Annotated in this window: 21 protein-coding genes and 1 tRNA gene; 12 read left to right on the top strand and 10 right to left on the bottom strand. The window is 70.8% G+C overall.

All coding sequences use genetic code 11. The annotated features are described in order from the left end of the window. Positions 1-264 precede the first annotated feature (264 nt). From thrC to AB0917_RS08975, 5 genes are all read right to left on the bottom strand, one after another. Positions 265-1,335 (bottom strand): threonine synthase, encoded by a 1,071-nt coding sequence (gene thrC / locus AB0917_RS08955; RefSeq protein WP_366818817.1) that lies wholly within the window; start codon positions 1,333-1,335, stop codon positions 265-267. Between the two features lie 7 nt (positions 1,336-1,342). Next, on the bottom strand, positions 1,343-2,644 hold the full coding sequence (locus tag AB0917_RS08960; RefSeq protein ID WP_366818819.1) for a homoserine dehydrogenase: 1,302 nt from the start codon (positions 2,642-2,644) through the stop codon (positions 1,343-1,345). Between the two features lie 190 nt (positions 2,645-2,834). Further along, positions 2,835-4,226: a diaminopimelate decarboxylase gene (lysA, locus tag AB0917_RS08965; protein ID WP_366818820.1), complete on the bottom strand. Its 1,392-nt coding sequence runs from the start codon at positions 4,224-4,226 to the stop codon at positions 2,835-2,837. 29 nt (positions 4,227-4,255) lie between these two features. Then, a complete protein-coding gene (nrtL, locus tag AB0917_RS08970; protein WP_366818821.1) occupies positions 4,256-5,479 on the bottom strand; it encodes an ArgS-related anticodon-binding protein NrtL in 1,224 nt (407 codons plus the stop codon). Positions 5,480-5,534: 55 nt separating this feature from the next. Further along, positions 5,535-5,969 carry a response regulator gene (locus AB0917_RS08975; protein WP_366818822.1) on the bottom strand — a complete coding sequence of 145 codons (435 nt, stop codon included), beginning with the start codon at positions 5,967-5,969 and terminating at the stop codon, positions 5,535-5,537. A gap of 152 nt (positions 5,970-6,121) precedes the next feature. Here AB0917_RS08975 and AB0917_RS08980 point away from each other — a divergent pair. Beyond that, positions 6,122-6,193 (top strand) — tRNA-Arg (locus AB0917_RS08980). A 150-nt stretch (positions 6,194-6,343) separates the two neighbouring features. Here AB0917_RS08980 and AB0917_RS08985 read toward each other — a convergent pair. Continuing rightward, positions 6,344-6,823 (bottom strand): hypothetical protein, encoded by a 480-nt coding sequence (locus AB0917_RS08985; RefSeq protein ID WP_366818823.1) that lies wholly within the window; start codon positions 6,821-6,823, stop codon positions 6,344-6,346. Between the two features lie 304 nt (positions 6,824-7,127). Here AB0917_RS08985 and AB0917_RS08990 point away from each other — a divergent pair, with 304 nt between their 5' ends. From AB0917_RS08990 to AB0917_RS09000, 3 genes are all read left to right on the top strand, one after another. Then, complete coding sequence (locus AB0917_RS08990; RefSeq protein ID WP_366818824.1) at positions 7,128-7,718, top strand: CGNR zinc finger domain-containing protein; 591 nt, start codon at positions 7,128-7,130, stop codon at positions 7,716-7,718. Between the two features lie 140 nt (positions 7,719-7,858). After that, positions 7,859-8,692, top strand: coding sequence for an alpha/beta hydrolase (locus AB0917_RS08995; protein WP_366818826.1), 834 nt, complete (start codon positions 7,859-7,861; stop codon positions 8,690-8,692). 202 nt (positions 8,693-8,894) lie between these two features. Further along, the gene (locus AB0917_RS09000) at positions 8,895-10,082 is read left to right on the top strand and encodes a transposase (RefSeq protein ID WP_366818827.1); all 1,188 of its coding nucleotides are present in this window, start codon (positions 8,895-8,897) and stop codon (positions 10,080-10,082) included. On the opposite strand, the gene AB0917_RS09005 is transcribed toward AB0917_RS09000, so the two are convergent. The 4 genes from AB0917_RS09005 to AB0917_RS09020 form a co-directional block, all read right to left on the bottom strand. Continuing rightward, complete coding sequence (locus AB0917_RS09005; protein ID WP_366818828.1) at positions 10,019-12,007, bottom strand: helix-turn-helix domain-containing protein; 1,989 nt, start codon at positions 12,005-12,007, stop codon at positions 10,019-10,021. The genes AB0917_RS09000 and AB0917_RS09005 overlap by 64 nt on opposite strands. A 1,191-nt stretch (positions 12,008-13,198) precedes the next feature. After that, on the bottom strand, positions 13,199-14,329 hold the full coding sequence (locus tag AB0917_RS09010) for a transaldolase family protein (RefSeq protein ID WP_366818829.1): 1,131 nt from the start codon (positions 14,327-14,329) through the stop codon (positions 13,199-13,201). Between the two features lie 65 nt (positions 14,330-14,394). Beyond that, on the bottom strand, positions 14,395-15,678 hold the full coding sequence (locus AB0917_RS09015) for an MFS transporter (RefSeq protein ID WP_366818830.1): 1,284 nt from the start codon (positions 15,676-15,678) through the stop codon (positions 14,395-14,397). Positions 15,679-15,797: 119 nt separating this feature from the next. Further along, a complete protein-coding gene (locus AB0917_RS09020; RefSeq protein ID WP_366818831.1) occupies positions 15,798-16,622 on the bottom strand; it encodes an AfsR/SARP family transcriptional regulator in 825 nt (274 codons plus the stop codon). Positions 16,623-16,951: 329 nt separating this feature from the next. Here AB0917_RS09020 and AB0917_RS09025 point away from each other — a divergent pair, with 329 nt between their 5' ends. The 8 genes from AB0917_RS09025 to cysC all read left to right on the top strand — a co-directional run. After that, positions 16,952-17,632 carry an HAD family hydrolase gene (locus AB0917_RS09025; protein WP_366818832.1) on the top strand — a complete coding sequence of 227 codons (681 nt, stop codon included), beginning with the start codon at positions 16,952-16,954 and terminating at the stop codon, positions 17,630-17,632. Positions 17,633-17,674: 42 nt separating this feature from the next. Further along, a complete protein-coding gene (locus AB0917_RS09030) occupies positions 17,675-18,901 on the top strand; it encodes a transaldolase family protein (RefSeq protein ID WP_366818833.1) in 1,227 nt (408 codons plus the stop codon). Between the two features lie 52 nt (positions 18,902-18,953). After that, on the top strand, positions 18,954-19,706 hold the full coding sequence (locus AB0917_RS09035) for a hypothetical protein (RefSeq protein ID WP_366818834.1): 753 nt from the start codon (positions 18,954-18,956) through the stop codon (positions 19,704-19,706). Then, positions 19,703-20,434, top strand: coding sequence for an SDR family oxidoreductase (locus tag AB0917_RS09040; RefSeq protein WP_366818835.1), 732 nt, complete (start codon positions 19,703-19,705; stop codon positions 20,432-20,434). Before AB0917_RS09035 ends, AB0917_RS09040 begins: the two co-directional genes overlap by 4 nt. Before the next feature lie 28 nt (positions 20,435-20,462). Further along, a complete protein-coding gene (locus AB0917_RS09045) occupies positions 20,463-21,611 on the top strand; it encodes a hypothetical protein (RefSeq protein ID WP_366818836.1) in 1,149 nt (382 codons plus the stop codon). 92 nt (positions 21,612-21,703) lie between these two features. Beyond that, positions 21,704-22,501 carry a methyltransferase domain-containing protein gene (locus tag AB0917_RS09050; protein WP_366818837.1) on the top strand — a complete coding sequence of 266 codons (798 nt, stop codon included), beginning with the start codon at positions 21,704-21,706 and terminating at the stop codon, positions 22,499-22,501. Positions 22,502-22,538: 37 nt separating this feature from the next. Beyond that, entirely contained in the window at positions 22,539-23,861 is a 1,323-nt protein-coding gene (locus AB0917_RS09055; RefSeq protein ID WP_366818838.1) for an MFS transporter, read from the top strand. A 49-nt stretch (positions 23,862-23,910) separates the two neighbouring features. After that, positions 23,911-24,447: adenylyl-sulfate kinase (gene cysC / locus AB0917_RS09060; RefSeq protein WP_366818839.1), on the top strand; the 537-nt coding region annotated here is incomplete at its 3' end.

The raw sequence follows: 24,447 nt of genomic DNA on the forward strand, positions 1-24,447 counted from the left end.
CCGAAAAGAGGGCGGTTGAGCTGGGTTGTCGCGGTTGACCGGCCGCCCGGACCGGCTGTTCGCGGCCGATCGGGACGGGGCCTGTCGCGGCCGGCCCGTGCGGTCCCGCCACGGTCAAGCCGGACGATTCCGTCGCGGCCGGCCCCCGGGCAGTTCCGCCACGGCCGATCCGTACGGTCCCGTCACGGCCGGCCCGTACAGCCCCGCCACAGCCCGGGCGGGGCGCCCGGCCGGACGGTCCGCCCGCAGTCGGTCCGGGCAGGCTCAGACGAGCCCGAGCTTCTGCGCCGCGGTGGCCGCGTCGACCGGTACGGTGACCGGCTGCGGGGCGCCCGCGACGGCCCAGTCGGGGTCCTTGAGGCCGTTGCCGGTGACCGTGCAGACGATGCGCTGACCGGGGTCGACCTTGCCCTCCTCGGCCGCCTTGAGCAGACCGGCGACGGACGCGGCCGACGCCGGCTCCACGAAGACGCCCTCCTGCGAGGCCAACAGCCGGTAGGCGGAGAGAATCTGCCGGTCCGTCACCTCGTCGATGGAACCGCCCGATTCGTCCCGCGCGGCCAGGGCGAAGTCCCAGGAGGCCGGGTTGCCGATGCGGATCGCGGTGGCGATGGTGGAGGGGTCCTTGACGACCTCGCCGCGCACGATGGGCGCGGAGCCGGAGGCCTGGAAGCCCCACATGCGGGGGGCGTGCGTGGAGACGCCGTCACCGGCGTACTCGGTGTACCCCTTCCAGTACGCGGTGATGTTGCCCGCGTTGCCGACCGGCAGGACGTGGATGTCGGGGGCGTCGCCGAGCGCGTCGACGATCTCGAACGCGGCGGTCTTCTGGCCCTCGATACGGACCGGGTTGACCGAATTGACCAGCGCCACCGGGTAGTTGTCCGAGAGCGAGCGGGCCAGGGTCAGGCAGTCGTCGAAGTTGCCGTCGACCTGGAGGATCTTGGCGCCGTGGACGAGCGCCTGGCCCATCTTGCCCAGGGCGATCTTGCCCTGCGGTACGAGGACGGCGCAGACCATGCCCGCGCGCACCGCGTACGCCGCGGCGGAGGCCGAGGTGTTGCCGGTGGAGGCGCAGATGACGGCCTTCGCCCCCTCCTCCTTGGCCCGGGTGATGGCCATGGTCATGCCGCGGTCCTTGAACGAACCGGTGGGGTTGGCGCCCTCGACCTTGAGGTGCACCTCGCAGCCCGTGCGCTCGGAGAGGACCTGCGCCGGAACGAGCGGCGTACCGCCCTCACGAAGGGTGACGACCGGCGTCGTGGCCGTGACCGGAAGCCGGTCCCGGTACTCCTCGATGATGCCGCGCCACTGGTGGGTGCCCTTGCTGGTCATGGGTCCTTTACTCCCCTTCAACACGCATGATGCTGGCGACACCGCGCACGGTGTCGAGCTTGCGCAGCGCTTCGACGGTCCCGGAGAGGGCGGCGTCGGGCGCGCGGTGGGTGACGACGACGAGGGATGCCTCGCCGCCTCCGTCTGGACGTCCTTGCTGGCGGACCGTGTCGATGGACACGCCCTGCTCGGCGAAGACCGTTGCCACCTGGGCGAGGACGCCCGGCTTGTCGGCCACGTCGAGGCTGATGTGGTAGCGCGTGACGACCTCGCCCATGGGGCTGACCGGCAGGCGCGTGTAGGCGGACTCACCGGGGCCGGTGGCCTCGCCCAGTTTGTTGCGGCAGACCGCGACCAGGTCGCCCAGGACCGCGGAGGCGGTCGGGGAGCCGCCGGCGCCGGGGCCGTAGAACATCAGCTGTCCGGCGGCCTCGGCCTCCACGAACACCGCGTTGTACGCCTCGCGGACCGAGGCCAGCGGGTGGCTGAGCGGGATCATCGCGGGGTGGACGCGGGCGGTGACGGACCGGCCGTCGGCGGCGCGCTCGCAGATGGCCAGGAGCTTGACCGTGCAGCCCATCCGGCGGGCGGAGGCGATGTCGGCGGCGGTGACCTCGGTGATGCCCTCGCGGTGGACGTCGCCGATCTTCACCCGGGTGTGGAAGGCGATACCGGCGAGGATCGCGGCCTTCGCGGCGGCGTCGAAGCCCTCGACGTCGGCGGTCGGGTCGGCCTCGGCGTACCCGAGGGCGGTGGCCTCGTCGAGCGCCTCGGAGTAACCGGCGCCGCTGGTGTCCATCCTGTCGAGGATGAAGTTGGTCGTGCCGTTGACGATGCCGAGCACCCGGTTGACCTTGTCGCCGGCGAGCGACTCGCGCAGCGGCCGCACCAGGGGGATGGCCCCGGCGACGGCGGCCTCGTAGTACAGGTCGCGGCCGTACTTCTCGGCGGCGGCGTGCAGGGCCGCGCCGTCCTCGGCGAGCAGCGCCTTGTTGGCGGAGACGACGCTCGCGCCGTTCTCGAAGGCGGTGGTGATGAGGGTGCGGGCCGGCTCGATGCCCCCGATGACCTCGACGACGACGTCGACGTCGCCGCGCTGCACGAGCGCGGTGGCGTCGGTGGTGACCAGTGCGGGGTCGATGCCCTCACGCACTTTCGAGGGGCGGCGGACGGCGACGCCGACGAGCTCGACGGGCGCACCGATGCGCGCCGTGAGGTCGTCGGCGTGCGTCGTCATGATGCGTGCCACCTCTGAGCCGACCACACCACAGCCCAGCAGCGCCACCTTCAGCGGACGCGTACGCATCATCCGACCTCGTTTCTCATACCTGGACCCTCCGGCGGCTGGGGGGGCGGCGTCACGGTGCTGGGCACGCGCACCCGGCACCGCTCCTTCTCCCACCCCCCAACCGCCGGAGGGCCATGCTCATGTGTGGACCAGTCTCACTCACCGGACGGGCGTTTCTGACCCCCGTCCGGATCCTGAGATGACTATTTCATCAGCCGACATCGAGACGCAGGAGATCTTCCTCCGTCTCGCGCCGCACGATGACGCGTGCCTCGCCGTCCCGGACGGCGACGACCGGGGGGCGCAGGGCGTGGTTGTAGTTGCTCGCCATCGAGCGGCAGTACGCGCCGGTGGCGGGGACCGCGATCAGGTCCCCGGGCGCCAGGTCGGCGGGGAGGAACGCGTCCTTGACCACGATGTCCCCGCTCTCGCAGTGCTTGCCGACGACCCGGACGAGCATCGGCTCGGCATCCGAGGTGCGCGAGACGAGCGCCACGCTGTACTCGGCGTCGTACAGCGCGGTACGAATATTGTCCGACATCCCGCCGTCGACGCTGACATACGTCCGCAGCCCTTCGAGGGGCTTGATGGTGCCGACCTCGTACAGCGTGAACGCGGTGGGTCCGACGATGGCTCGCCCCGGCTCGACGGAGATGCGCGGGGTGCGCAGCTTCGCGGACTCGCACTCGCGGGTGACGATGTCGCTGAGCGCCTTGGCGATCTCGTGCGGCTCGCGGGGGTCGTCCTCGGCGGTGTACGCGATGCCGAGGCCGCCGCCGAGGTCGATCTCGGGGAGTTCGACGCCGTGTTCGTCGCGGACCTCGGCGAGCAGCTGCACCACGCGCCGGGCGGAGACCTCGAAGCCGGCCATGTCGAAGATCTGCGATCCGATGTGCGAGTGGATGCCGATGAGTTCGAGGCTGTCGAGCGCGAGCGTCCGGCGTACCGCCTCGGCGGCCTGTCCGTCGGCCAGGGCGATGCCGAACTTCTGGTCCTCGTGCGCGGTGGCGATGAACTCGTGGGTGTGCGCCTCGACGCCGACGGTGACCCGGATCTGGACGCGCTGGCGGACGCCGTGGCCGCGGGCGATGTGCGCGACGCGGACGATCTCCTGGAACGAGTCGAGCACGATCCGCCCGACGCCGGCCCGGACGGCCCGCTCGATCTCGGCGACGGTCTTGTTGTTGCCGTGGAAGGCGATGCGCTCGGCGGGCATGCCCGCGTCGAGCGCGGTGGTCAGCTCGCCCCCGGAGCAGACGTCCAGGTTCAGCCCCTCCTCCTGGAGCCAGCGCACGACGGCGCGGGAGAGGAAGGCCTTCCCGGCGTAGAAGACGTCGGCGTCCGCCCCGAAGGCGTCGGCCCAGGCCCGGCAGCGGGAACGGAAGTCGACCTCGTCGAGGAAGTAGGCGGGGGTGCCGAACTCCTCGGCGAGCCGGGCGACGGCGATCCCGCCGACGGTGAGGGCACCGTCCGCGTCGCGGGTGACGGTACGGGACCAGACCTTCTCGTCCAGGACGTTGAGGTCGGCGGCGGGGGCGGAGTAGTGCCCCTCGGTCAGGACGTCGGCGTGACGGGGGCCGGCGGGGTGCGCGGAACGACTCATGGTGAGGTCTCTCGGATTCGTCGGGTTCGTCAGAGGTGTGCGGGCGAGCCGATACCGAGCAGGGACAGGCCGCCTGCCAGCACCGTCCCGGCGGCTTCGGCGAGGGCCAGCCGGGAGCGGTGGGCGGCCGAGGGTTTCTCGTCCCCCGAGGGCAGCGGCGGACAGCTGTCGTGGAAGTCGAAGAAGGCGTGGGCGACGGCTTCCAGCTGCCGGGCGACCCGGTCGGGCGCACGGTGACGGGCTGCGGCGAGGAGGACGCCGGGGTGGTCGGCGAGGAGATCGAGGAGGGGGCGGGCGGCGCTTTCGCGGTACGAGTACGGGCCGGGGCCGACGTCCTCGTACGAAGCCGGGCCGGGCCCGGCATGCGCGGCGGATTCGGCCTCGTCGCGCGTGACGGCCTCGGCGGCGGACCCGAGTGCCGTGAACCCCAGGGCGGCGGCGCCCCGGGTGAGCGCGCGGGCCCTGGCGTGGGCGTACCGGACCCGGAAGAGCGGGTTGGCCTCGCCCTGGACGAGCAGTTCGCCGCCGAGCGGGGCGCGGTCGTGCGCGGCGGGCCGCAGCAGCCCCCAGCGGGCGGCGTCCGCGCCGAACCGCTCCAGCAGCTCACCGGCGGTGACGCCGGCGGGCACCGGGCGGATCACGGTGAGCGGGGCGGGGGGGCCGGGCGGGGCCGGGGGCGTCCCGTACACGTCAGCCGAGGCGGGGGGGCCGGGCGGCACCGGGGGCGCCCCGTACGCCTCGGCGGGGACGCCGAGGCGGCTCCACTCCGGATCGCCCGCCTCCTCGCAGTCGATCCGGACCTGGGCGCCCTGGGCCGTGAGGAGCCGGCGTACGGCATCGGCGGTGACGGCCGCGCGCACCTCCCGCGCGTGGTGGAGCCGGAGCACCTCGCCCCGGAGCGCGTCCCCGTGTCCGTACGCGATGCCCTGTTCCCGTACGGCGTCGAGCACGGCCCGGTCGTTGTCGGCGGGGGCGTCGAGGCTGAGGCTCAGGAACCCGCGCCCGGTGATCTCGACCCGCCCGATGCCGGGCTCGGCGGCGACCCGCTCGCGCAGGATGCGGGCGACCTCCAGGGCCGGCAGCCCGGCCGGGCCGGCGAGCTGGAGCGCGACCGCGCACGCGTAGTCGCCGCTGCCTCCGGGCCGGGTCCTCTCCACCCGCACGCGCGCGGGCACGGGCGCGCGCAGCGCGTTCTCGTCGACCGCGCGGCGCACGGCGTGCAGCACGGTCCGGGAGAGATCGGCGGGGGTCACGGGACAAGCGTAGGGGAGGAGGAGGGGCACTCCGCGACCCGGTTTCGCCATGCGGTCAGCCGGTGGCCGTCCCCGCGCACCCGGCCCCGCTCCGCCCGTCGACCGACGGCCGCTCCTCCCCGGCCGCCAGCCGGTGCACCATCCGCACCAGCTCGCTCGGCTCGAACGGCTTCGCCAGGAACGCGTCGACCCCGGCCGAAGCGCCCGCGTCCACCTCGTGAGGCGTGCAGGCGCTGATGACGGCGATGGGCACATGGCGGGTGCGGGGGTCGGAGCGGAGTCGGGACGCGGTCTGCAGGCCGTCAAGGCGGGGCATCACGACGTCGAGAGTGATCACATCGGGACGGATCCGGTGGGCCAGGTCCAGGCACTCGACACCATCGGCCGCGGCCACGACCTCGAAGCCCTCCAGCTCGAGATTGACCCTGATCAGCTGCCGGATGACCTTGTTGTCGTCGACAACAAGCACGCGGCCGTACGCCCCTGACACCCTTCGAGAGTAGGTCGGCCCCCATGACCGCGTCCGGCGTTTGGACACTTCCGCCCCGGACGGGGGACGGGCTGAGGCGACGGAATACCTGTTCACGGACACCCGGTGGGAGCTGGTAGTGTTTCACCCGTCGCAGAGCAACACCGCGATTCGCCCCCGTAGCTCAGGGGATAGAGCATCGGCCTCCGGAGCCGGGTGCGCAGGTTCGAATCCTGCCGGGGGCACATTCCGGAAAAGAGGGTCTGAACCGCGTGGGACGCGGTTCAGACCCTCTTTCGCGCCCTCCGCCGAGATGAGAGGCACCCCGGGGTGGAGGCCGCTCTGCGGCGGGCCGGGTGCCGCGGGTCACCGCGGAGCGATGACGCCGCCCCGGCTCAGGCATCCTTCCCCTCGGCACTCTCCGCTCCGTCCGTCCAGAAGGAGTCCAGCGGCCGGGGGCTGCTGGCGGCGATCAGTCGGCGGGCCACCCGGTGAGCCGTGCCCACGGGGTCGGCGACACTGCCCAGGGAGTGGTTGGCGACGGCCCCCTCGTACACCAGGAGCAGTTGATCGGCCAGGAGTTCCGGGTCGACCGCACCGGTCGACCGGGCGAGTTCCAGTACGTCGGCGCGGAGGCACCGCTTGTGCTCGGCGATCACCGTTCGGCACAGGCCCCGTGGCTCGCCCAGCTCGAACTGGGCGTTGATGAAGGCACCGCAGCGTAATCCGTCCGCAGCCAGAGACCTGAGCGCGTCGAAGACCGCCAGCAGCCGTCGGCGCGGGTCCGGGCCTGCCGACCGGAGGCACTCGTCCAGCGCGATCCGCCAACGCACCTGGCGCCCTTCGAGATAGGAGAGAAACGCTCCGGTGTCCATGGATCTCCTCGTGGATTCTCAGCGGATGCGGGGGGACCGGCGGGCGGGGGGTGTCAGGCCCAGCCGGATCGCGTTGCCGGCACTGACGCCGTACGCCAGATCACCGACAGCCCGAAGCAGGTGGCGAAGCAGTGCACGCATGAGCACGGTCCCTTCCCGGCGGGTGGTACGCGGCGAGCGACCCGGGAGCCCGTACGGGTACATGCGCAGAACCGCCTGAGCGATCGCCCGGCCACGCGAGAGCCACCCCTGAGAGCTAAGGGGTACAATGAGCTTTCTCTTCTTACACTAGCAGAGGTAAGGCTTGAAGGTATCTTTTTCCGATTACGCCTGGGGGGCCGGTGCAGCCACCGACCTCGTGAACACGTCTGCCCTCGTGCGTACCTCCACGGGGGAGGTCCTGACCGACCCCGCCGCCCTCGCCGCGTTCCTCGCAGAACACAGGATGCACGCCGGATACGGTGCCGTACCGCCGTCCGAGGCAGACCTCGCCCGGGTGCTCGCCCTCCGTCAGGAGACACGCACGCTGCTGGAGGCGGAGGACGAGGACGAGGTGGTCGACGGCGCGAACGGGCTCGTCACCCGGGCGGCCCCCCGTACGATCCTGCTCAGGGACGACGCGGGCACGTGGCAGTGGTTCCTCGTCACCCCGCCGGAGTGCTCCGTCGCCGACGAACTCGCCGCCCTCATCGGCACGGGCCTGCTCGGTGCCCTGCGCACCTTGAGCCACGACCGCTTCCGGCCCTGCTCCTCGCCGGTCTGCCACGGTCTCTTCGTCGACACCAGCAAGGCAGGCCGCCGCCGCTACTGCATGCCCGGCCTGTGCGGCAACCGCCTGAACGTCGCCAGTCACCGCGCCCGCCGACAGGCCGCGGAGCGCCCGGCGGACAGCTGAGGTGGCGCCGGACGAGGTCCGGGCGCGGCCGAACCCTGCGCGGCCCCGCCCTCGTTGAAGCAGGGCACGAGCGGCGCACACCCGGGACAGCGCCGGGGAGCCGCTCGCCGGAACGACCGCACACGAGAGAGACGACAGAAGTGACCGACTGGCAGTTGCGCAAGACCCTCCCCACCACGTCCGGCACGGTCCGCTGGGACAGGTGGGGACAGGATGGCGGGGAACCCGTCGTCCTGCTCCACGGGACTCCGTTCTCCTCCTTCGTCTGGCGGGAGGTGGCCCAGGCCCTGGCGCAGCAGTACCAGGTCTTCCTGTGGGACATGCCGGGATACGGCGCCTCGGAGAAGCACGCGGGACAGGACGTGTCCCTGGACGCACAGGGCCGGGTCTTCGCCGAACTGCTGGACCGGTGGGAGCTCACCGAACCGGCCGTGGTGGCGCACGACTTCGGCGGCGCCGTGGCCCTGCGGGCCCACTTGCTGCACAAGGCCGCCTACCGCGGCCTGGCCCTGGTCGACCCCGTTGCCCTCGCCCCCTGGGGATCGCCGTTCTTCCGGCTGGTGGGAGGCAACAGCGAGGTATTCGAACAGCTTCCTCCCGCCCTGCACCGCGCTCTGGTACGCGAGTACGTCCGCTCGGCCAGCTTCGCCGGGCTGCGCTCCGACGTGGCCGACCGGCTGACCGCGCCCTGGTCGGACGAGGAGGGCCAGGCCGCCTTCTACCGGCAGATCGCCCAGGCCGATCAGCGATACACCGACGAGGTCCAGGAGCTCTACCCCGGGATCGAGCTGCCGGTAGCCGTGTGCTGGGGGGCCGAGGACGCCTGGATTCCGGTGTCCAGGGGGCACGAGCTGGCCTCCCTCGTCCCCGGAGCCACGCTCGACGTGATCCCGGACGCCGGACATCTCCTACCGCTGGACGCGCCGGCCGCGCTGACCGCCTCGCTCCTGGCCTTCCTCCGCCGGCTCCCCTGACGCGTCGCCGGCACCGGATGGTGACCGGACCACCGCCCCCTGACCGCCCTCTCCCGCCGCCCCGGCACGGACGACGGCGGCCGGATGTGGTGCGGTCACCGTCGGGCAGTCACGTGGTGTGCCCGGTGCACCTCCTGCACGTCCCGCCCCACGGCCACTCTGTTGTACGGACGGCGAGCGCCCCACGACAGGAGGTACTGACATGGCCGGCGAAACGGCCCCCCTCGGGCCTGCCCGCGTCTGCCGCCTTCCCCCGCCCGGGGGCGCCGAGGAGCGCGTCACCGAGCTGTGCACGGCTCTGCTCTCGGGATTCCAGCGGTACGAGCAGCGCATCCGAGCACGTCAGTACATGGACGGCCTCCTGCGTACCCAGGGGCGCAAGTCGATCGCCAACATCGCCACCACGCTCGGTGCCCCCGGTGACGAACACCGGTTGAGGCACTTCGTCAGCAGGTCGCACTGGGCCGTGGAGACGGTCCGGCAGGCCTTGACCGCGTTCCTGGAGGAGAGCGGGCCGGCCTCCGCCTGGGTGGCTCTGCCGGTGTCCATCCCCAAGGGCGGTGAGCACACCGTGGGGGTCTCCCGGCACCTCTCGCCCGACAGAAGCCGCGTGGTGAACGGCCAGCGCGCCCTCGGCGTCTGGTACGCATCGGAGCGTGTCGTCGCCCCGGTCAGTTGGCGCCTGGAGCTGTCCGACGACCCGCCGACTGCCGGCCGGAGCACCGGCGGCGGCCCGGCTCAGGAGGGCGTACCGGCGCCCCAGGACTGTCTGCGCGAGCTTCTCGACGACGTCCGCCGGTGGGGCACTCCGGGGCCTCCGGTACTGATGGACGGCCGGGGTGAGGACGAATCGGGGCGGCTGGCGGCGCTGTTCGCCGGGCAGGTCCCGGCAGCCGCGCGTATCAACGGGTGGACACCGCTGGCGGGCGGCCACCGAACCGTTCACGGCAGGCAGGCTGTCGCGGCCCTCGACGCGCTGAGCCCCACGCTCCGGACGCACCGCAGAGGGCGGGACGGTTCGCCCGACCGTCGGCCGGTGGCTACGGCGACGGCGACGGTACGGCTCGCGGGGACCGGGAACCGGTCCCGGCAGGAGAACCGCCGGCTCACGCTGCTGGGCGTCTGGCACGAAGCACGCCGGGAGCCGGGCGAGTTGTGGCTGACGAACATGGACGAATCGGCGGCGGACTCCCTGCTGTCCTCGGCACGACTGCTGCACGCCGTCGGTGACGGCTGGCGCACACGGGGCGCGGCGGTGGGGCTTCGCGACTACGAGGGGCGCTCCCTCCACGGCTGGCACCGGCACATGACGCTGGCCTCCGGCGCCTACGTCATGTCGGCAATCTCCTCCTCGTCCGACCAGGCAAGGAGCTCGGGCCGGTCGCCCTGATCCGGGCCGTGGTGGCGCTTCTGCCGCAGGAGCCTGTGGGTCAGGTGCAACCGCAGTGCCACCTGAACCTCCAGCGCCCTCTCGGGCTTGAGCCAGTCGGAGCCCAGCAGTTCGGTGATCCGCTCCAGTCGCCGGGAGACGGTGTTGGGGTGGACGTGGAGGGCTCCCGCGGCGTGGGTCGGGCTTCCGCCCGCGGTGAAGTACGCGTGAAGCGTGCGGGTGAGCTCTGTCGTCCGCTGTGCGTCGTAGTCGAGGACCGGGCCGATCGTGGCGGCGATGAAGTGCGCGGCGTTACGGTTGTCGGAGAGCAGCATGCCGAGGAACCCGAGGTCCCCAGGGGAGGCGTGGGCCCCGGCGCTGCCGAGCGAGATCAGCGCGTCCAGGCAGTGCCGCGCCTCCTGGTGCGTCTGCCGGACCAGATCGGGGCCGGACACCGGTCCGGCCGCACCTACGGTCACCGGGTGGGTGAGCAGCGGGCTGAGTTCGGCGAAGACCTTCGCCGCCGATGCGCTGGAGTCGACGGCGGGCAGCAGCAGGGCCACACGGCCCTGCTGGACGCTCCGCAGTCCGTCCATCCGCCGGGCGTAGGAGGCCGCCCAGCCGGCGGCTCGGGCCAGTTCGCCGGCTTCCGGAGCGATGACGACGACCGCGTGCGGCCGTTCGAGATCGACGTTGAGCCGGGTCGCCCGCTGGAGTACCTGCCTGGACGGGCGGGGTGAGGCGAGCAGGTCGTCGAACAGCTCGTCCCGGAAGGTGCTCGCGACGGCCGCCTCACCGCTCTGCAGGCGGAGCAGTACGGAGACGGACTGGGCGGCCAGGAGCAGGAGTTGCTCGTCGGCTTCGTAGTCGGGCGCGTGCGGATGCAGCAGGAGGGCACCGAGCTGCTCGTCCCCAGCCGTCACCGGCATCATCCAGGTGCCGGTGGACAGCACGACCGGGAGGCGGCGGGCCAGGGCGGCCCGGGATGCCTCCAGTGCCTCCTCGGCGTCGATGTCGGGCACGTCACCGGCAGCCCCGAGGGTGCGCTGCTCAGGGTCCTTCACCTGCACCGCACCGCACAGCGCGTCGGCCAGCTCGGCGACGAGTCCCTTCAGGCTGCGGCCTGCCAGCGCGTGGTCGACGAGCCCGTGGTGCAGGCGGACCAGCTCACGGGCCCTGACCAGTTGGGACTTCGCCCGGGAGATCCCCGACCGCAGGGCGGCGGCCTCGGCACGTCCGCGTTCGAGGAGACAGGCCTTCTCGATGGCCACGGCGGCGATGTCTCCCAGCAAGCTCATGAGGGACACTTCGCCTATGGTGAAGTGGCGTATGCCCCGGTCGCCCGCGTACAGCACGCCATACGTCTCGTCGCCGAACCTGAGCGGAGCCGCGATCATCGCCCGCAGCCCCTCCGCCCGAACGGCCTCGTCCAGCGCGCCGGTGCGGCGTAATCTGTCGTCGGACAGATAGTCGGGGGTCCAGAGCGGCACGGACCGGGCCATCGCCTCGTCGCCGAGTCCGTGCGAGCCCGGCACCAGCAGACCGACGGTCATCGCGGAGGCGTGACCGTCCGCGGCGCGTACGAGGCATCCTCCCGCCTCGGGCTCCCCGAGACTGACACAGGCCATGTCGAGGCCGAGCAGCGTCCGGGCGCGCCGGGTGATGGTCTTCAGCAGTGCGTCCAGGCCGTGCGAAGCCGACAGTTCACGAGCCGTGTCCAACAGCGAGGCGAGTTCGGCCTCGCGCTGCTGACGGTGCGAGAACAGCGCGTGCACGCGCTGGGCCAGACGCTCCGCCCGTTCCCACTGCGCCAGTGTCGTGGGATCCGCTCCATGGCTCCGGACGCGTTGGAGGAGATCTGCGACCTCTGCGGGCGGAGCCTCCGCGGCGAGCAATTCGAGAATGCCGATCATTTCGCCGATATCCGACCATTCGGCTGAACCCATCAGTCCTGTGCCTCCCCGTAGGAACGAACGCGAATCGACTCATGTCTCTCGGACATCCCTCACGTCTGCGCAGCTTCCCCTCGAACATTCCCTCACCGCACCGGATGGATGTGAGAGGCACCACGGCACGGAAGGTGATGGCACGACCCTGCGCCCGCTCTGCACGGCCTTCGGGACACCGTCACCCCTCTCCGCACGGCCGAGAACTTCGACAGTCAAGAGAATCAGTGCTCCACAGGGCATCGAAGAAACCATGCCGGGCGCGCGGAAGTCGCCCGCACTCCGGAACACAGCGGACGCTCCGCAGGCCTGCGCCGGCGACTGCGCGCACCTCATGAACTGCTCGACCAGGGCCCCGTACGAGGCGAGGCACCGCCCTCCATCCGCCGCCGATGGAACTCAGCCGTCAATTCCGGACTCGACGCTGCCGGAGCGCAGCCGGCCTCATCACCTTCGGAGACCGGATGTGGCATCGAAGAAGCCACCGTGACGGCAATTCTCGCGATTTTCCGGATACCTGCACCCTTTCGACCGATGGCTGCATCAGGGCGCCGGATGCCCTACACCAGAGCTGTTGCGAGTTCTCTGCGGACATTGTTCGTCAAGCCACTGTTCCTCCTCTCGGCACCCGCCCGGCCATCGGTCATCGCTTCGCCGGGCGGAGCTGCGGCCGGTCCGGTGACGGTGACGGTCGGATGTGGCAACGACGAAGCCGGCGCGGCCCTCGCGGTAGGCAATTCCCTCCGGAATCCGACGGGACGGATCACGGAATCCGGGGCCGTTCGGCCTCCGCCCGAAGAGCAGCGGCTCGGCCGCTTCGCCGTCGCGGGGGCCCGGCCTGCCCGACAGGTCCCCGCCCGGCCGTACGACGGTCCTCGGCCCACGAGCGAGGGCCACGCTCACGCCCCGGGCACCGGCCGTCGGACGGGGGGCCGGTTCGGTACGGGGCCTGCGGGACGGTCACCACGCGCTCGGCCCCCGGGAGGCCTCGCCCGAGAAGGCGGTCCGGCGGGGCGACCAGCCCGCGTCGTCGGCCCCGAGGCCCGGAGGCGGGGCCCCAGGGGGGGGGAAGTTCCGCGGGCGTCCCTGTCCACGACGCCCGAAGGGGCTCCACCGCTCCCCGGACCCCGCTCCCCGGTCCGGCCGGCGAGCACGGCGTCCGGCGCCCTCCCCGGCAGGGCGGACGGCCCATCACCCCCGGTCGCCGTTACAGGAGTCGCTCACCGCGGCAGCGGCCTCCCGACGGCTCTCCAGGCCGCGCTCACGCAGCGTCCGGGCCAGCTCGGCCCCCGTACGCTCGATGTCGACACCTGCCCGCCGCAGGCCCGACAGGACCGACTCCGCCGCCTCGGACTCCCCCGATAGCGTGTCGCCGCGCAGCTGTCCTCTCCGGGTCAACGCGTCGAGGGCCGGTGACGGCAACACGTGGACCGTGCTCCACGCCACCAGGTCCTCCACCTGCCGGACGGCGAGATCGCTCCCCGGGGCGTCACCCGCCGCCCACGCGAGGCGCTGCGGGCATGCCCCGAAGGACCGCAGCCGCCGCCAACGGGCGGAGCCCAGCTGTCCGTCGTACAGCTGGTAGGCGGCACGGGCGAGGGCCTGCGCCGTCCGTCCAGCGAGCGGTGTGCCGTCCACGCCTGCCGGTTCCAGGCACCGGTCCACCGCCGCTTCCATCCGGGCCGCCTCGAACGTGGCCACCGCGATGTACCCGGCGACGGAGCGGCCGGCGGCCACCGCCCGCTCCAGGCCCTCGAAGCAGGCCTCGGCCACCTCCGCGTACCGTGCGGGGGAGGTGATGTGACGGGCGTTCACTCCGATGCCCTCGGCCACGCAGTCGCTGATCGCCGTCAGCCCTGCGGGGGTGGCGGACACCCCCACCAGCAGGCCGGGCCGGTTGACCTCGCGGGCCGCGTTGCGTGCCCGGTCGACCGTGGCGCGGGCGTCGTCGGCGACCCGGGGGTCCAGTTCCACGGTGACCCGGCCCTCGGTCCCCCGGGTCCGGGCGAAACGCGCCCACAGCGCGTCGCAGGCCCGCCGGGCGCCCGCGTGGTAGAGGGCCTGTACGGCATCGTCGGCCGAGAGGTCCCCGGGCCCGGCGGCCCATGTCTCCCGGCGGAGGCCGGCGTGTCCGGCCCGGACCTCGTCGGCCAGCGCGCCCAGGGACAGCATGACGCCGTTGACCGGAGCGTGCGCCGCCCACCTCGTGAGGGTCCCGTCCACGAGGGACCGGCGGCCCACCCCGTCCAGCCAGAGGGACACGCCCTCGTGGGCCAGCTGCGCCAGGGCGCTGCTCCCGCGCGGGGCCTCGTCTTCCCGCATATGGTGCTCCACTCTCCTTCGGTCGGTGGGATGAACCGGTGCCGACCGCACCGCGGTGCACGGGCTCAGGTGGCCCGGCCACGGCGCTCCGGCGCGTCCGGACGGCTCACCCGTTCCAGCTCCAGGCCCCGGGTCTCCGGAGCCCAGACGACCGAGACCAGCACGCCCACGAGGGAGAGCGCACAGCCCAGGAGCATGACCGGGCCGACGCCCCAAGCCGCGAGCCCCAACGGCACGAGAAACGTGCCGACCGCGGCACCGATCCGGCTCGCCGCGGCCGCGAAGCCGATACCGGTGGCGCGGATCTCCGTCGGGAACACCTCGCTCGGGTAGACGGCCTGGAGCACGCTGGAGGCGGCATGGAAGAGGGCGAAGACACCGAAGCAGAGCGCGATCACCGCGTGCGGGGCGTGCGGCCACAGCCCCAGGGCCAGCAGGGCGGCGGCTGTCACGGCGAACGGCCAGATCAGCAGGGTCCGGCGGCCGATCCGGTTGATGACAGCCATCCCGCTCAGGCAGCCCACCAGCAGGAAGCCGTTGAGCAGCAGTTCCCCGGTACCGTCCGACGGAGCCCCGAGAAGCCTCAGTACCTGGGGAGCGAAGGTGGAGATGGCGAAGAAGGGGGTCACCTGGCAGAGCCAGAACAGGCTGGTGAACAGGGTCCGACGGACGTAGCCGGGCGAGAACAGCGCGCGGTGCCCCGTCCGGACCGGTTCCCTGTCCCCGTCCGGCGGGTCGAGGTCCCTGCCCAGCCAGCGCCTGCTGATCGCCTCGGCCTCGGCCCTCCGGCCCTTGCTCACCAGCCAGCTCGGCGATTCGGGCGTGCCCAACCGGGCCAGCAGCACCACCAGGGAGGGGATCGCGCTGCTGGCAAGGATCCAGCGCCAGAGGGAGACGTCGTCGGTGAGCTGCGCGGCGACGATGCCGAACGCCGTGGCCAGGGTGTAGCCGACGTACCAGAACACGATCAGGGAGGCCAGCAGCCTGCCTCTGCGGTGGGGCGGGGCGAACTCGGCGACAAGCGCTCCCGCGATGGCGTAGTCCGCGCCCACCGCGGCGCCCATGACCAGTCGGACGGCGAGGAGCTGGGCGGCGTCCTGTACGACCAGTTGGGCCAGGGAGCCGACGAGGAAGACCATCAGGTCGATGAGGTACATCCGCTGACGGCCGATCCGGTCGGTGAGCCGGCCGAAGAACAGCCCTCCGAAGAACAGGCCGATCAGGGAGGCGGAGCCGATCAGCCCCGTCCACGTCGGGGTGAGCGCGAGATCATCGCGGGCCAGGGGCATCGCCGCGCCGACCACCCCCAGCACCCATCCGTCGCAGACCTCTCCGCCGCCGGCGCTCACCGTGATGCGGTTCTCGAAACGGCGGACGCGTCGCCGGTCCCGGCTTGCCCGATCGGATGCCGAGTGCGCATGCACGCCGGACACGGACGCCCTCCCCACCGCAGATGTCCCGGATATCGCTAACGTCCGGCCACAAGAGCCGGTGACAGATCGGTGCGTTCCGACGGAGCGACGTCGAGTTCGGCGCTCTCGGTCAGAACAGCCGTCTGCAACCGTCTGATTTTGGGCGACGGCTCGATTCCGAGTTCCTCACGGAGCCTGCGGTGCAGGAGATGATAAGCCTCCAGCGAATCGGCGGTGCGCCCCGCCCGGTAGAGGGCGACCATGTACTGGGCGTTCAGATTCTCGTGCAGCGGGTTCCGTGCCACCAGGGCGCCGAGCTCGAAAAGGAGCTGGTGGTGCATTCCGAGGCGCAGTTCGGCGTCGATGCGCTGTTCAAGCACGGTCATCCGGAGCGCCTCCATGCCGGTGACGTAGGACTGGAGACAGGCCCCGTGCCGTACGTCGAGCAGGGTCTGGCCGCGCCAGAGGCCGAGGGCCGAGCGGAGTGCCGAGGAGACTCCGGCATCGTCCCGGCGGCCCTGCGCCTGGCGGAAGTCGGCCAGGTACCCGTCAAGACTGTGCAGGTCGAGGGCGCCCTGGTCGACCTGGAGCAGATAGCCCCGGTGGTGCGTGCGCAGGATGCGCTTGCTCTCCGTTGACGTCCGTCCGGGGGTGCCGGCCGCCAGGGCCTGGCGCATTTGGAAGACGCGCGTGTGCACGCTCTGCACGGCGCTGCGGGGCGCCGACCCGCCCCAGAGTTCCTGGACGCAGGCGTCCAGGGTCACCAGGGAGTTCGCCCTGGTGAGGAAAAGGGCCAGTAATTGACGCGTCTTGGGGGCGGACGGCAGCAGGGAATGCCCGCCCTCCGTCAGCGATAACGGACCGAGAACTTCGAACTTCATCGCACTCCCTCTCGCACCGGCTTCTGGCCGAAAAGATTTCGACGACAGACGTGATCGGCGGCCGGGGAGTCGGGTCGACGGGGCATCACCCACATCACCGCCGTGCATCCGGGAACGAAGCTAGCCAGCCCGGACGGACAGGTCCAGGACAGTAAGCGGAATCCGCGAGATGCGTCCGTTTTCACAGCTTTTGACATACCTTTCGGTCGCCCGGATATCGAACGGTGAGCGAATCGTAAGAACGCTTTGCTTTGCTCATGGGGTCCCGCTGCCGGATCCGTCCGCAGCGCATGGCACAAGACGGCTCGCCACCCTGGAAGGGCTCCCCCATGACGAAGCCTCTGATCATCTTCGACTGCGACGGAGTGCTGGTCGACAGCGAGCCGCTGAGCGCGCGGGTCATGCGGGAGATGGCCGGACAGGAGGGGCTCGCCTTCTCCCCCGAGGAGGCTCTCGTCTTCATCCGGGGCCGCAAGGTCGCCGAGTGGGTCGGCCAGCTGGAGGTACGGCTGGGCCGAGCGCTGCCGAGCGGGTTCGTCCCGAGGTTCCGTACGAGGACGGCGGAGCTGTTCGCCTCCGAACTGCGGGCGGTCCCCCACGTACGCGAGGTGATCGACGGACTCCGTCTGCCGTTCTGCACGGCATCCAGCGCACCACGCGAGAAGATCCTCAACACCCTGGGCCTGACCGGCCTCCTGCCCTTCTTCCAGGACCGCATCTACAGCGCCTACGAGGTCGGCTCGTGGAAACCGGAGCCCGGCCTGTTCCTCCACGCGGCGGCTGACCTCGACGTACCGGCCGACGGCTGTGCGGTGGTCGAGGACAGCGTCGTCGGTGTCATCGCCGGGCGCGCCGCCGGCATGACCGTGTTCGGCTACGCACCTCCGGAAAACGGGACGGCCGCTGAGCTGAGGGCCAAGGGGGCGACGGTGTTCAGCTCGATGACAGAACTACCCGAGCTGCTGGGCCGGTGGACCGCGGAGAGGCCGGTACGGCACGCGGCCCGGTGACAGCCGCCCTTCCGGGAGTACCGAGACAAGGGAACGATTGACATGCCGAGTGTTCTCGAAGAACTACAGCGGGCCAGCGACGCGGCCGAGATCTGGTGGGACTCCTCCCCGCTCGACTTCGCCGGCTGGCGCGATCGTCACCTGGCCACGGCCCCCGATGCGACCACCAGAGAGCGGTGGCGCGAGCAGCTCCAGCGCTTCCTCTGTCCGGCCACTCCCGAACTCTCCCTGGCCCGGGGGGTGACGACCAACCCCTCCCTGGTGGCCCAAAGCGTCCTGGCGTCACCGGAGAGCTGGGGCAAGGACGTCCGTCGGCTCATCCGCAGCCAGGCGGCTCCCGACGTGGCGAGCACGTTCTCGCTCCTCTACGAGGAGGCGCTGCGCCGCGCCGCCCGGGAGATGCTGCCCATGTGGGAGGCGAGCGAGGGGCGCTACGGCTGGGTGTCGGGGCAACTCGACCCGCGTCGCATGTTCGACACCGACCTGACCCTCGAACAGGCCCTGAGCATCGCCGGGATCGCGCCGAACCTGATGGTGAAGGTGCCCGGCACCCAGCAGGGGTACGCGGCCATCCGGCACCTGGTGGCCCGTGGCGTCTCGGTCAACTCGACCCTCTCGTACACCGTCCCGCAGTTCGTGGCCTGTGCCGAGGCTGTGGAGGCCGGGCTACGCAGAGCCAAGGCCGACGGGGTCGACACCAGGCGATGGCGCGCCGTCTTCACCCACATGATCGGCCGGTTCGGCGCCAACACCGACCTGCGCCACGAGGCCGCCATCCGCGACATCGAACTCTCGCAGACCGATCTGCGCTGGGCCGAGGTGGCGATCCTCAAGCGTATCCACACGCTCGTCCGGACGAACGGCCATCCCGTCAAGCCGCTGCTCTCCAGCCTTGAGGTGGACGATCCGGCGCTGGGCTCGTCCACGTTGAGCATGCACCTGGAACAGAGCGCCGGCGGCGCCGTGACCTACACCTGCAAGCCGCGGTTCATCGCCGACGTGATGCTCCGCGAGAACGAACTGCCCGCCTTCGACGCCCAGGCCATCGAAGGGGAGGTCCCGGGGGGCGTCCTGGCGAAGCTGAGCCGACTGCCGTCGTTCCAGCGCGCCTACGCACCTGACGGTATGCGGCCCGAGGAGTTCTGCCACTACGGTTCCTTCATCTCCACGTACTCCGAAGTCATGGGTAACACAAGGAAGTTGATTGATTTCGTGGCCCACCAGTTCCAGCGGGTGGCGCCCTTCGACCGGCCGCTGCTGCCGCTCTGACCCGGGTCCGCCCGAAACGGCCGTCCCCTTTCGATCTCCGAGGAGGTACCGGATGCACCGGTCCGTCGCGCTGTGGAGCCATCCCCGGTCGATGTCGACCGCCCTGGAACGCTCGTTCATCGAGCGCGGGGACTTCGCGGTGTTCCACGAGGCCTTCGCCTACGTCTACTTCATGCATGAGGAACGCGCGGCGATCCCCCACAAGAACCAGAACCCGGACCACCCCCTGACCTACCCGGACGTCAAGCGGATGATGGAGGACGCCCGGAAGGAACGGCCGGTCTTCCACAAGGACTTCCCCTACCACTGCATCGACCACCTGCTCAAGGATCCCGAGTACCTGCTCGGCCAGGTGAACACCTTCCTGATCCGGGACCCCGAGGAGGCCGTGCTCTCACACGCCACCGTCCATCCGGGGCTGACACGCGAGGTGCTCGGTTACGAACAGCTGGCCCGCGCCTACGACTTCGTCACGGAGCTGACGGGCAGCGCACCGGTGGTCGTGAACGCCGCCGACCTCGCGGCCCGCCCCCGGGCCACTCTCGCCGCCTACTGCGAGGCGATCGGCGTCCCCTTCCTCCCCGACGCCCTGCGGTGGTCGGCGGGCGAGCAGCCCCAGTGGGCCACCTGGAGCGGCTGGCACACCGACGTCGCCGCCAGCGACGGCTTCACCAAGCCGCCGGGAGCGTACCGCTTCACCTACGAGAGCCGACCTGAGCTGCGGGAGTTCGAGCGTTACTGCCGCCCCTTCTACGACCACCTGGACCAGCACCGGCTGCGGCCGGCCGAGGAGGCAACCATATGAGCATGCACACAGTCATCGTCACCGGTGGGGCAAGTGGCGTCGGCCGGGCGCTGGTGGGCAAGCTGCTCGACGTCGGCAGGACCGTCATCACGTGCGACATCGACGAAGCCGGTCTGAAGACACTCGCCGAGGAGCACAGCGGCCGGCCGCTGGACACCCATGTCGCGGACGTGGCCTCGCACGCGGACTGCGACGCCTTCATGGATCAGGTCCTCGCCGCCCATCCTGAGGTGAGCGGACTGGTCAACAACGCCGGCCTCTACCTGGGGCAACCGGTCGGTGAGTACGACGACGAGACGATCGAACGGGTCATCGCGGTGAACATCAAGGGACCGGTATGGCTGTCCCGGCGCTTCGCCGAACACCTGCTGCCCGCCGAGCGGCGAGGCGCCATCGTCAACCTCGCGTCCGTGGCCGGCGAGGTCGGCAGCTCCGACGCGCTCTACGGCACGGTGAAGGCCGGCGTCATCGGTCTCACCAAGTCGAACGCCATGAACTTCGCCCCCTACATCCGGGTCAACGTGGTCTCGCCGGGCCTCATCGTCAACACGGCCATCGCCGACCGGATACCTGCCTACCGCTACGCGGAGTACAAGCGGCAGGAACAGCTCGACGGCGACATCCTGCCCGAGTACGTCGCCGATGTCTGCGCCTACCTTCTCAGCGACGACTCCCGGACTCTCACCGGCGCCCTCCTGCGCGCCGACAACGGCTCCTATCCCCGCTGAGTGCCCGAAACACCATGAAGGGAATTCTGTGACTTCGTCGACGGACGGTTCCACCAAGCCGCTGATCATGCTGGTGGGCATGGGCGATCTGAGCGGCCGGGTGCTCTCCATGCTGCTCGGTGACCCCGCTACCAACCGTGTCGTGCTCGCCGGGCGCGACACCGATCTCATCCGCAGGCGCGCCAATCTGGCCCTGTTCACCGCCACCAACCTCGGTGAGCACGGTGAGGTCGACACCGTCCGCGTCGATCTGCACGACGTCGACGCCACCGCCGAGACCTTGGCCCGGGTCCGTCCCGACCTCATCTTCATGGGCGCCTCACTCCAGTCCTGGCGGGTCATCACCTCCCTGCCCCAAGACGTCTTCCAGGAGCTCGACGAGGCGCAGTTCGGACCGTGGCTGCCCATGCACCTGACGCTCAACCACTTGCTGATGCGGGCGGTCCGGGATTCCGGCATCCAGGCCCCGGTGGTCAACGCGTCCTTCCCCGACGCGGTGGGACCCGTGCTCGACAAGGTCGGCCTGGCGCCGGCCATCGGCGTCGGCAACGTCGCCAACATCGTCCCGGCGCTCACCTGGGGGTCCGCGCACCTGCTGGACCTGCACCCCTCCCAGGTGCAGGTCAGGCTGACCGCCCAGCACTACTTCAGCCACTACGTGCCGCGCTTCGGTGACGCCGGGCGGGGCGCCTACCACCTGGCGGTGACGGCGTCGGACCGGCTCTCGCCGGCCGAGGTCGACCATGCCGCGCTCTTCGCCCAGCTCGACCGGCGGCTCAAGCGGCTGGGCGGGGTGGACGGCCAGCTGCTCACCGCGTCCTCGGCCGTACGAGTGCTGCGAGGCATGGCCACCGACAGTGGTGTGGCGGCCCACGCGCCCGCCCCCGGCGGTCTTCCGGGCGGCTACCCGGTCCGGGTCCACCGGGGCGGAGGGATCCTCGACCTCCCGGATGGGCTGAGCCGCGACGAGGCGGTCCGCATCAACGAGGACTGCCAGCGCGCGGACGGCATCGACCGGATCGACAGCGACGGGACGGTGCACTTCGCCGCTCGGGAGATGACCGTGATGAAGCGACTGCTCGACTACGACTGCCCGAGCATGAAGCTGGGCGACGCCCAGGGATGGGCCGATGAACTGGCTGCCAAGTACCGGGCCTTCGCTGCCAAGTTCAGCTGATCCCGCCGTCGGCCGGGGAACCGCCGACGACCGTGCCCCACGTCCCGCTGCCCGCGTGGACGCTCAGCACCGCCGAGAGCCGGAGGACCACCGTGACCACACCCACGCCCCGGACATCGGACGCCCCTGGCCTCGCACGGGCCACCAGGGACGCCGAGGACTTCGAGGGGCAGTACGTCAGCAAGCTGGTGGACCGCTGGGACCAGCTCATCGACTGGGACCGCCGCCGCACGGGCGAGCAGGACTTCTTCGCGGAACTCCTGCGCGAGGCGGAGGCCGGCCGGGTGCTCGACGTGGCGGCGGGGACGGGGTACCACGCGGTGACCCTGGCCCAGCAGGGTTTCGACGTCACCGCGGCGGACGGCAGCGCGGAGATGATCGCGCGGACCCGGCGCAACGCCGAACGGCGGGGCCTGTCCTTCCCCGCCGTTCAGGCGGACTGGCGGAAGCTGGGTGAGCACATCGACCAGCGGTACGACGCGGTCGTGTGCCTGGGCAGTTCGCTGCCGCACCTCTTCCAGGAGACCGACCGGCGGGCCGCGCTCGCCGCGTTCTACGAGGCGCTGAACCCCGGCGGGATGCTCATCGTCGACCACAGGAACTTCGACGCGATCCGTCAGCACCGCTACAGCAGTTCCGGGAACTACTACTACTGCGGCACCGGAGCGAACGTGAGCGTCGCCCACATCGACGACCAACTGTGCCGTTTCCAGTATGACTTCGCCGATGGCAGTACACACCATCTGGAGGTCTATCCGATTCTCTCGGACGAGCTGTCCGCGCTGCTGATCGACACCGGATTCGACACGGTGCAGCAGTTCGGCGACTTCCAGGAGAGTTACGACGCCGACGCGGTGGATTTCGTCATACACGTCGCCCGGAAGCAGTGATCCGTACCTCATGAAGAACTCCGAAAGGCCTGCACCGGTGGTGAGGACAGAGAAGGCCGGAAACAGCCGGGCGAAGGTGTTCGCCGCCTTCGCCACAACCGTACTGCTGACCAGTTTCGTCGCTGCTACCTACGGTTTCGGCTTCTATCTCTTCGCGCAGATCGTGCCCGACATGCGCAGAGAGCTCGGCTTCGGATACACGGCGGTCGGGACGATCACCGCCGCCGGCCAGTTCGGCTTCCTGCTCTTCGCCGTGATCGGTACCTGGCTGTCGACCAGGATCGGGGGCGGTCAGGTGGTCATCGGTTCGGTCGCCCTCTGTGGCCTGTGCCTGGTGCTGATCCCGCTGAGCGACAGCATCGTCGTGATCGGCGTGCTCCTGACGATCCTGGGCGGCACAGCCGCTTCCGTCTACGTCCCCTTGGTGGAGATCGTCGGCCGGGTCATCGACTACCGGCACCGCGGCAAGGTCCTGGGGCTGGTCTCCAGCGGAACCAGCTACGGCGTGTTCGTCAACAGCATGCTGGTACCCGGCTTCGTCCGCGATGACAACTGGCGCGGCCTCTGGTACTCGGTCGGCTTCGGCACTCTGATGGTGACCGCGGTGGCCGCGTTCACCTTCCACCGGCTGGGCCTGTTCCGCCAGGAGGAGGAGTCCCAGGAGGAGACGGCAGGGACTGCGGCGGGTGAGACGGGCGCCCGGGACAACAGTGCCCGAGCGGGCTGGCGCATGGTGCTGGTCCGGTGGGTGGTGATCGTCTGGACGATGAAGTTCCTCAACGGTTTCGCGTGCATGCCCTTCCAGAACTATCTGTCCCCCTATCTGCGTGAAGGCTTGGGGTTCGACATCGGCTTCGCGGCACAGGTGTGGGGCGCCATCGGGGTCATCGGCATGTTCGCGGGATTCGCGGTGGGCTGGCTCTCGGACCGGATCGGTGTACGCGCCGCCCTGGTGATGTGCTACACGCTCTTCTTCCTGTCGTCCGTGATACTCGTGGTCGCCCCGGTCGGATTCCTCCCGATGGTCTCCGGGGTCCTCTTCGCGCTGGCCTTCTACCCGATCTACGGGCTGGTTCCGGCCTATGTCTCCAAGTCGGCATCGGGCGCCGCCGCGACCGTCATCTTCGGAATCACGAACGTCACGCAGGGAATCGGTGGAATCGCCGGCAACTACACGGCGGCATTCCTCAAGAACATGACCGGCGACTTCATGTGGTACTACGTCGTGATCGCCGTGACCGCAGTGGTCCTCGCTCTCCTGACTCTGCAGCTCCCCCGTGAAGGGTCGGCGGAGAGCGCCATCGGCAAGAAGCCGGCCGTTCCCGAGACAGGAAAGCAGGACGCGCCCTCCGCCAGCTGACCGCGCACCAGGTCCGCCGCCATGGACGGTGGCTTCCGGAAAGGACCCCATGAAACAGCAAAGGATATGCACCTGCCATCCTGGGGCCACGGTGTGGCTGACGGGACTGCCCAGCGCCGGCAAGACCACCCTGGCCCAGGCCCTGGCCGCCAGACTGCGGGCCGACGGGCGGCGGGTGGAGGTCCTGGACGGTGACGAGATCCGGGAGTTCCTCTCGGCGGGGCTCGGCTTCTCCCGTGAGGACCGGCACACCAACGTTCAACGCATCGGGCTGGTGGCCGAGGTTCTGGCGCGCAACGGCGTGACGGCCGTAGTGCCGGTGATCGCCCCGTTCGCCGACAGCCGCGAGGCGGTCCGCGAACGGCACGCGAAAAGCGCGACCCCCTATCTGGAGGTGCACGTCGCGACGCCCGTCGAGGTGTGCTCCGTACGGGATGTGAAGGGGCTGTACGCCAAGCAGGCGGCCGGTGAGATCAGCGGGCTCACCGGGGTCGACGACCCCTACGAGGCGCCCGAATCGCCCGACCTGCGCATCGAGTCGCACCAGCAGACCGTGCAGGAGTCCGCAGCGGCGCTCCACGCGCTG

This window comes from Streptomyces sp. NPDC007346 (genome assembly GCF_040703535.1).
Taxonomy (GTDB): Bacteria; Actinomycetota; Actinomycetes; order Streptomycetales; family Streptomycetaceae; genus Streptomyces.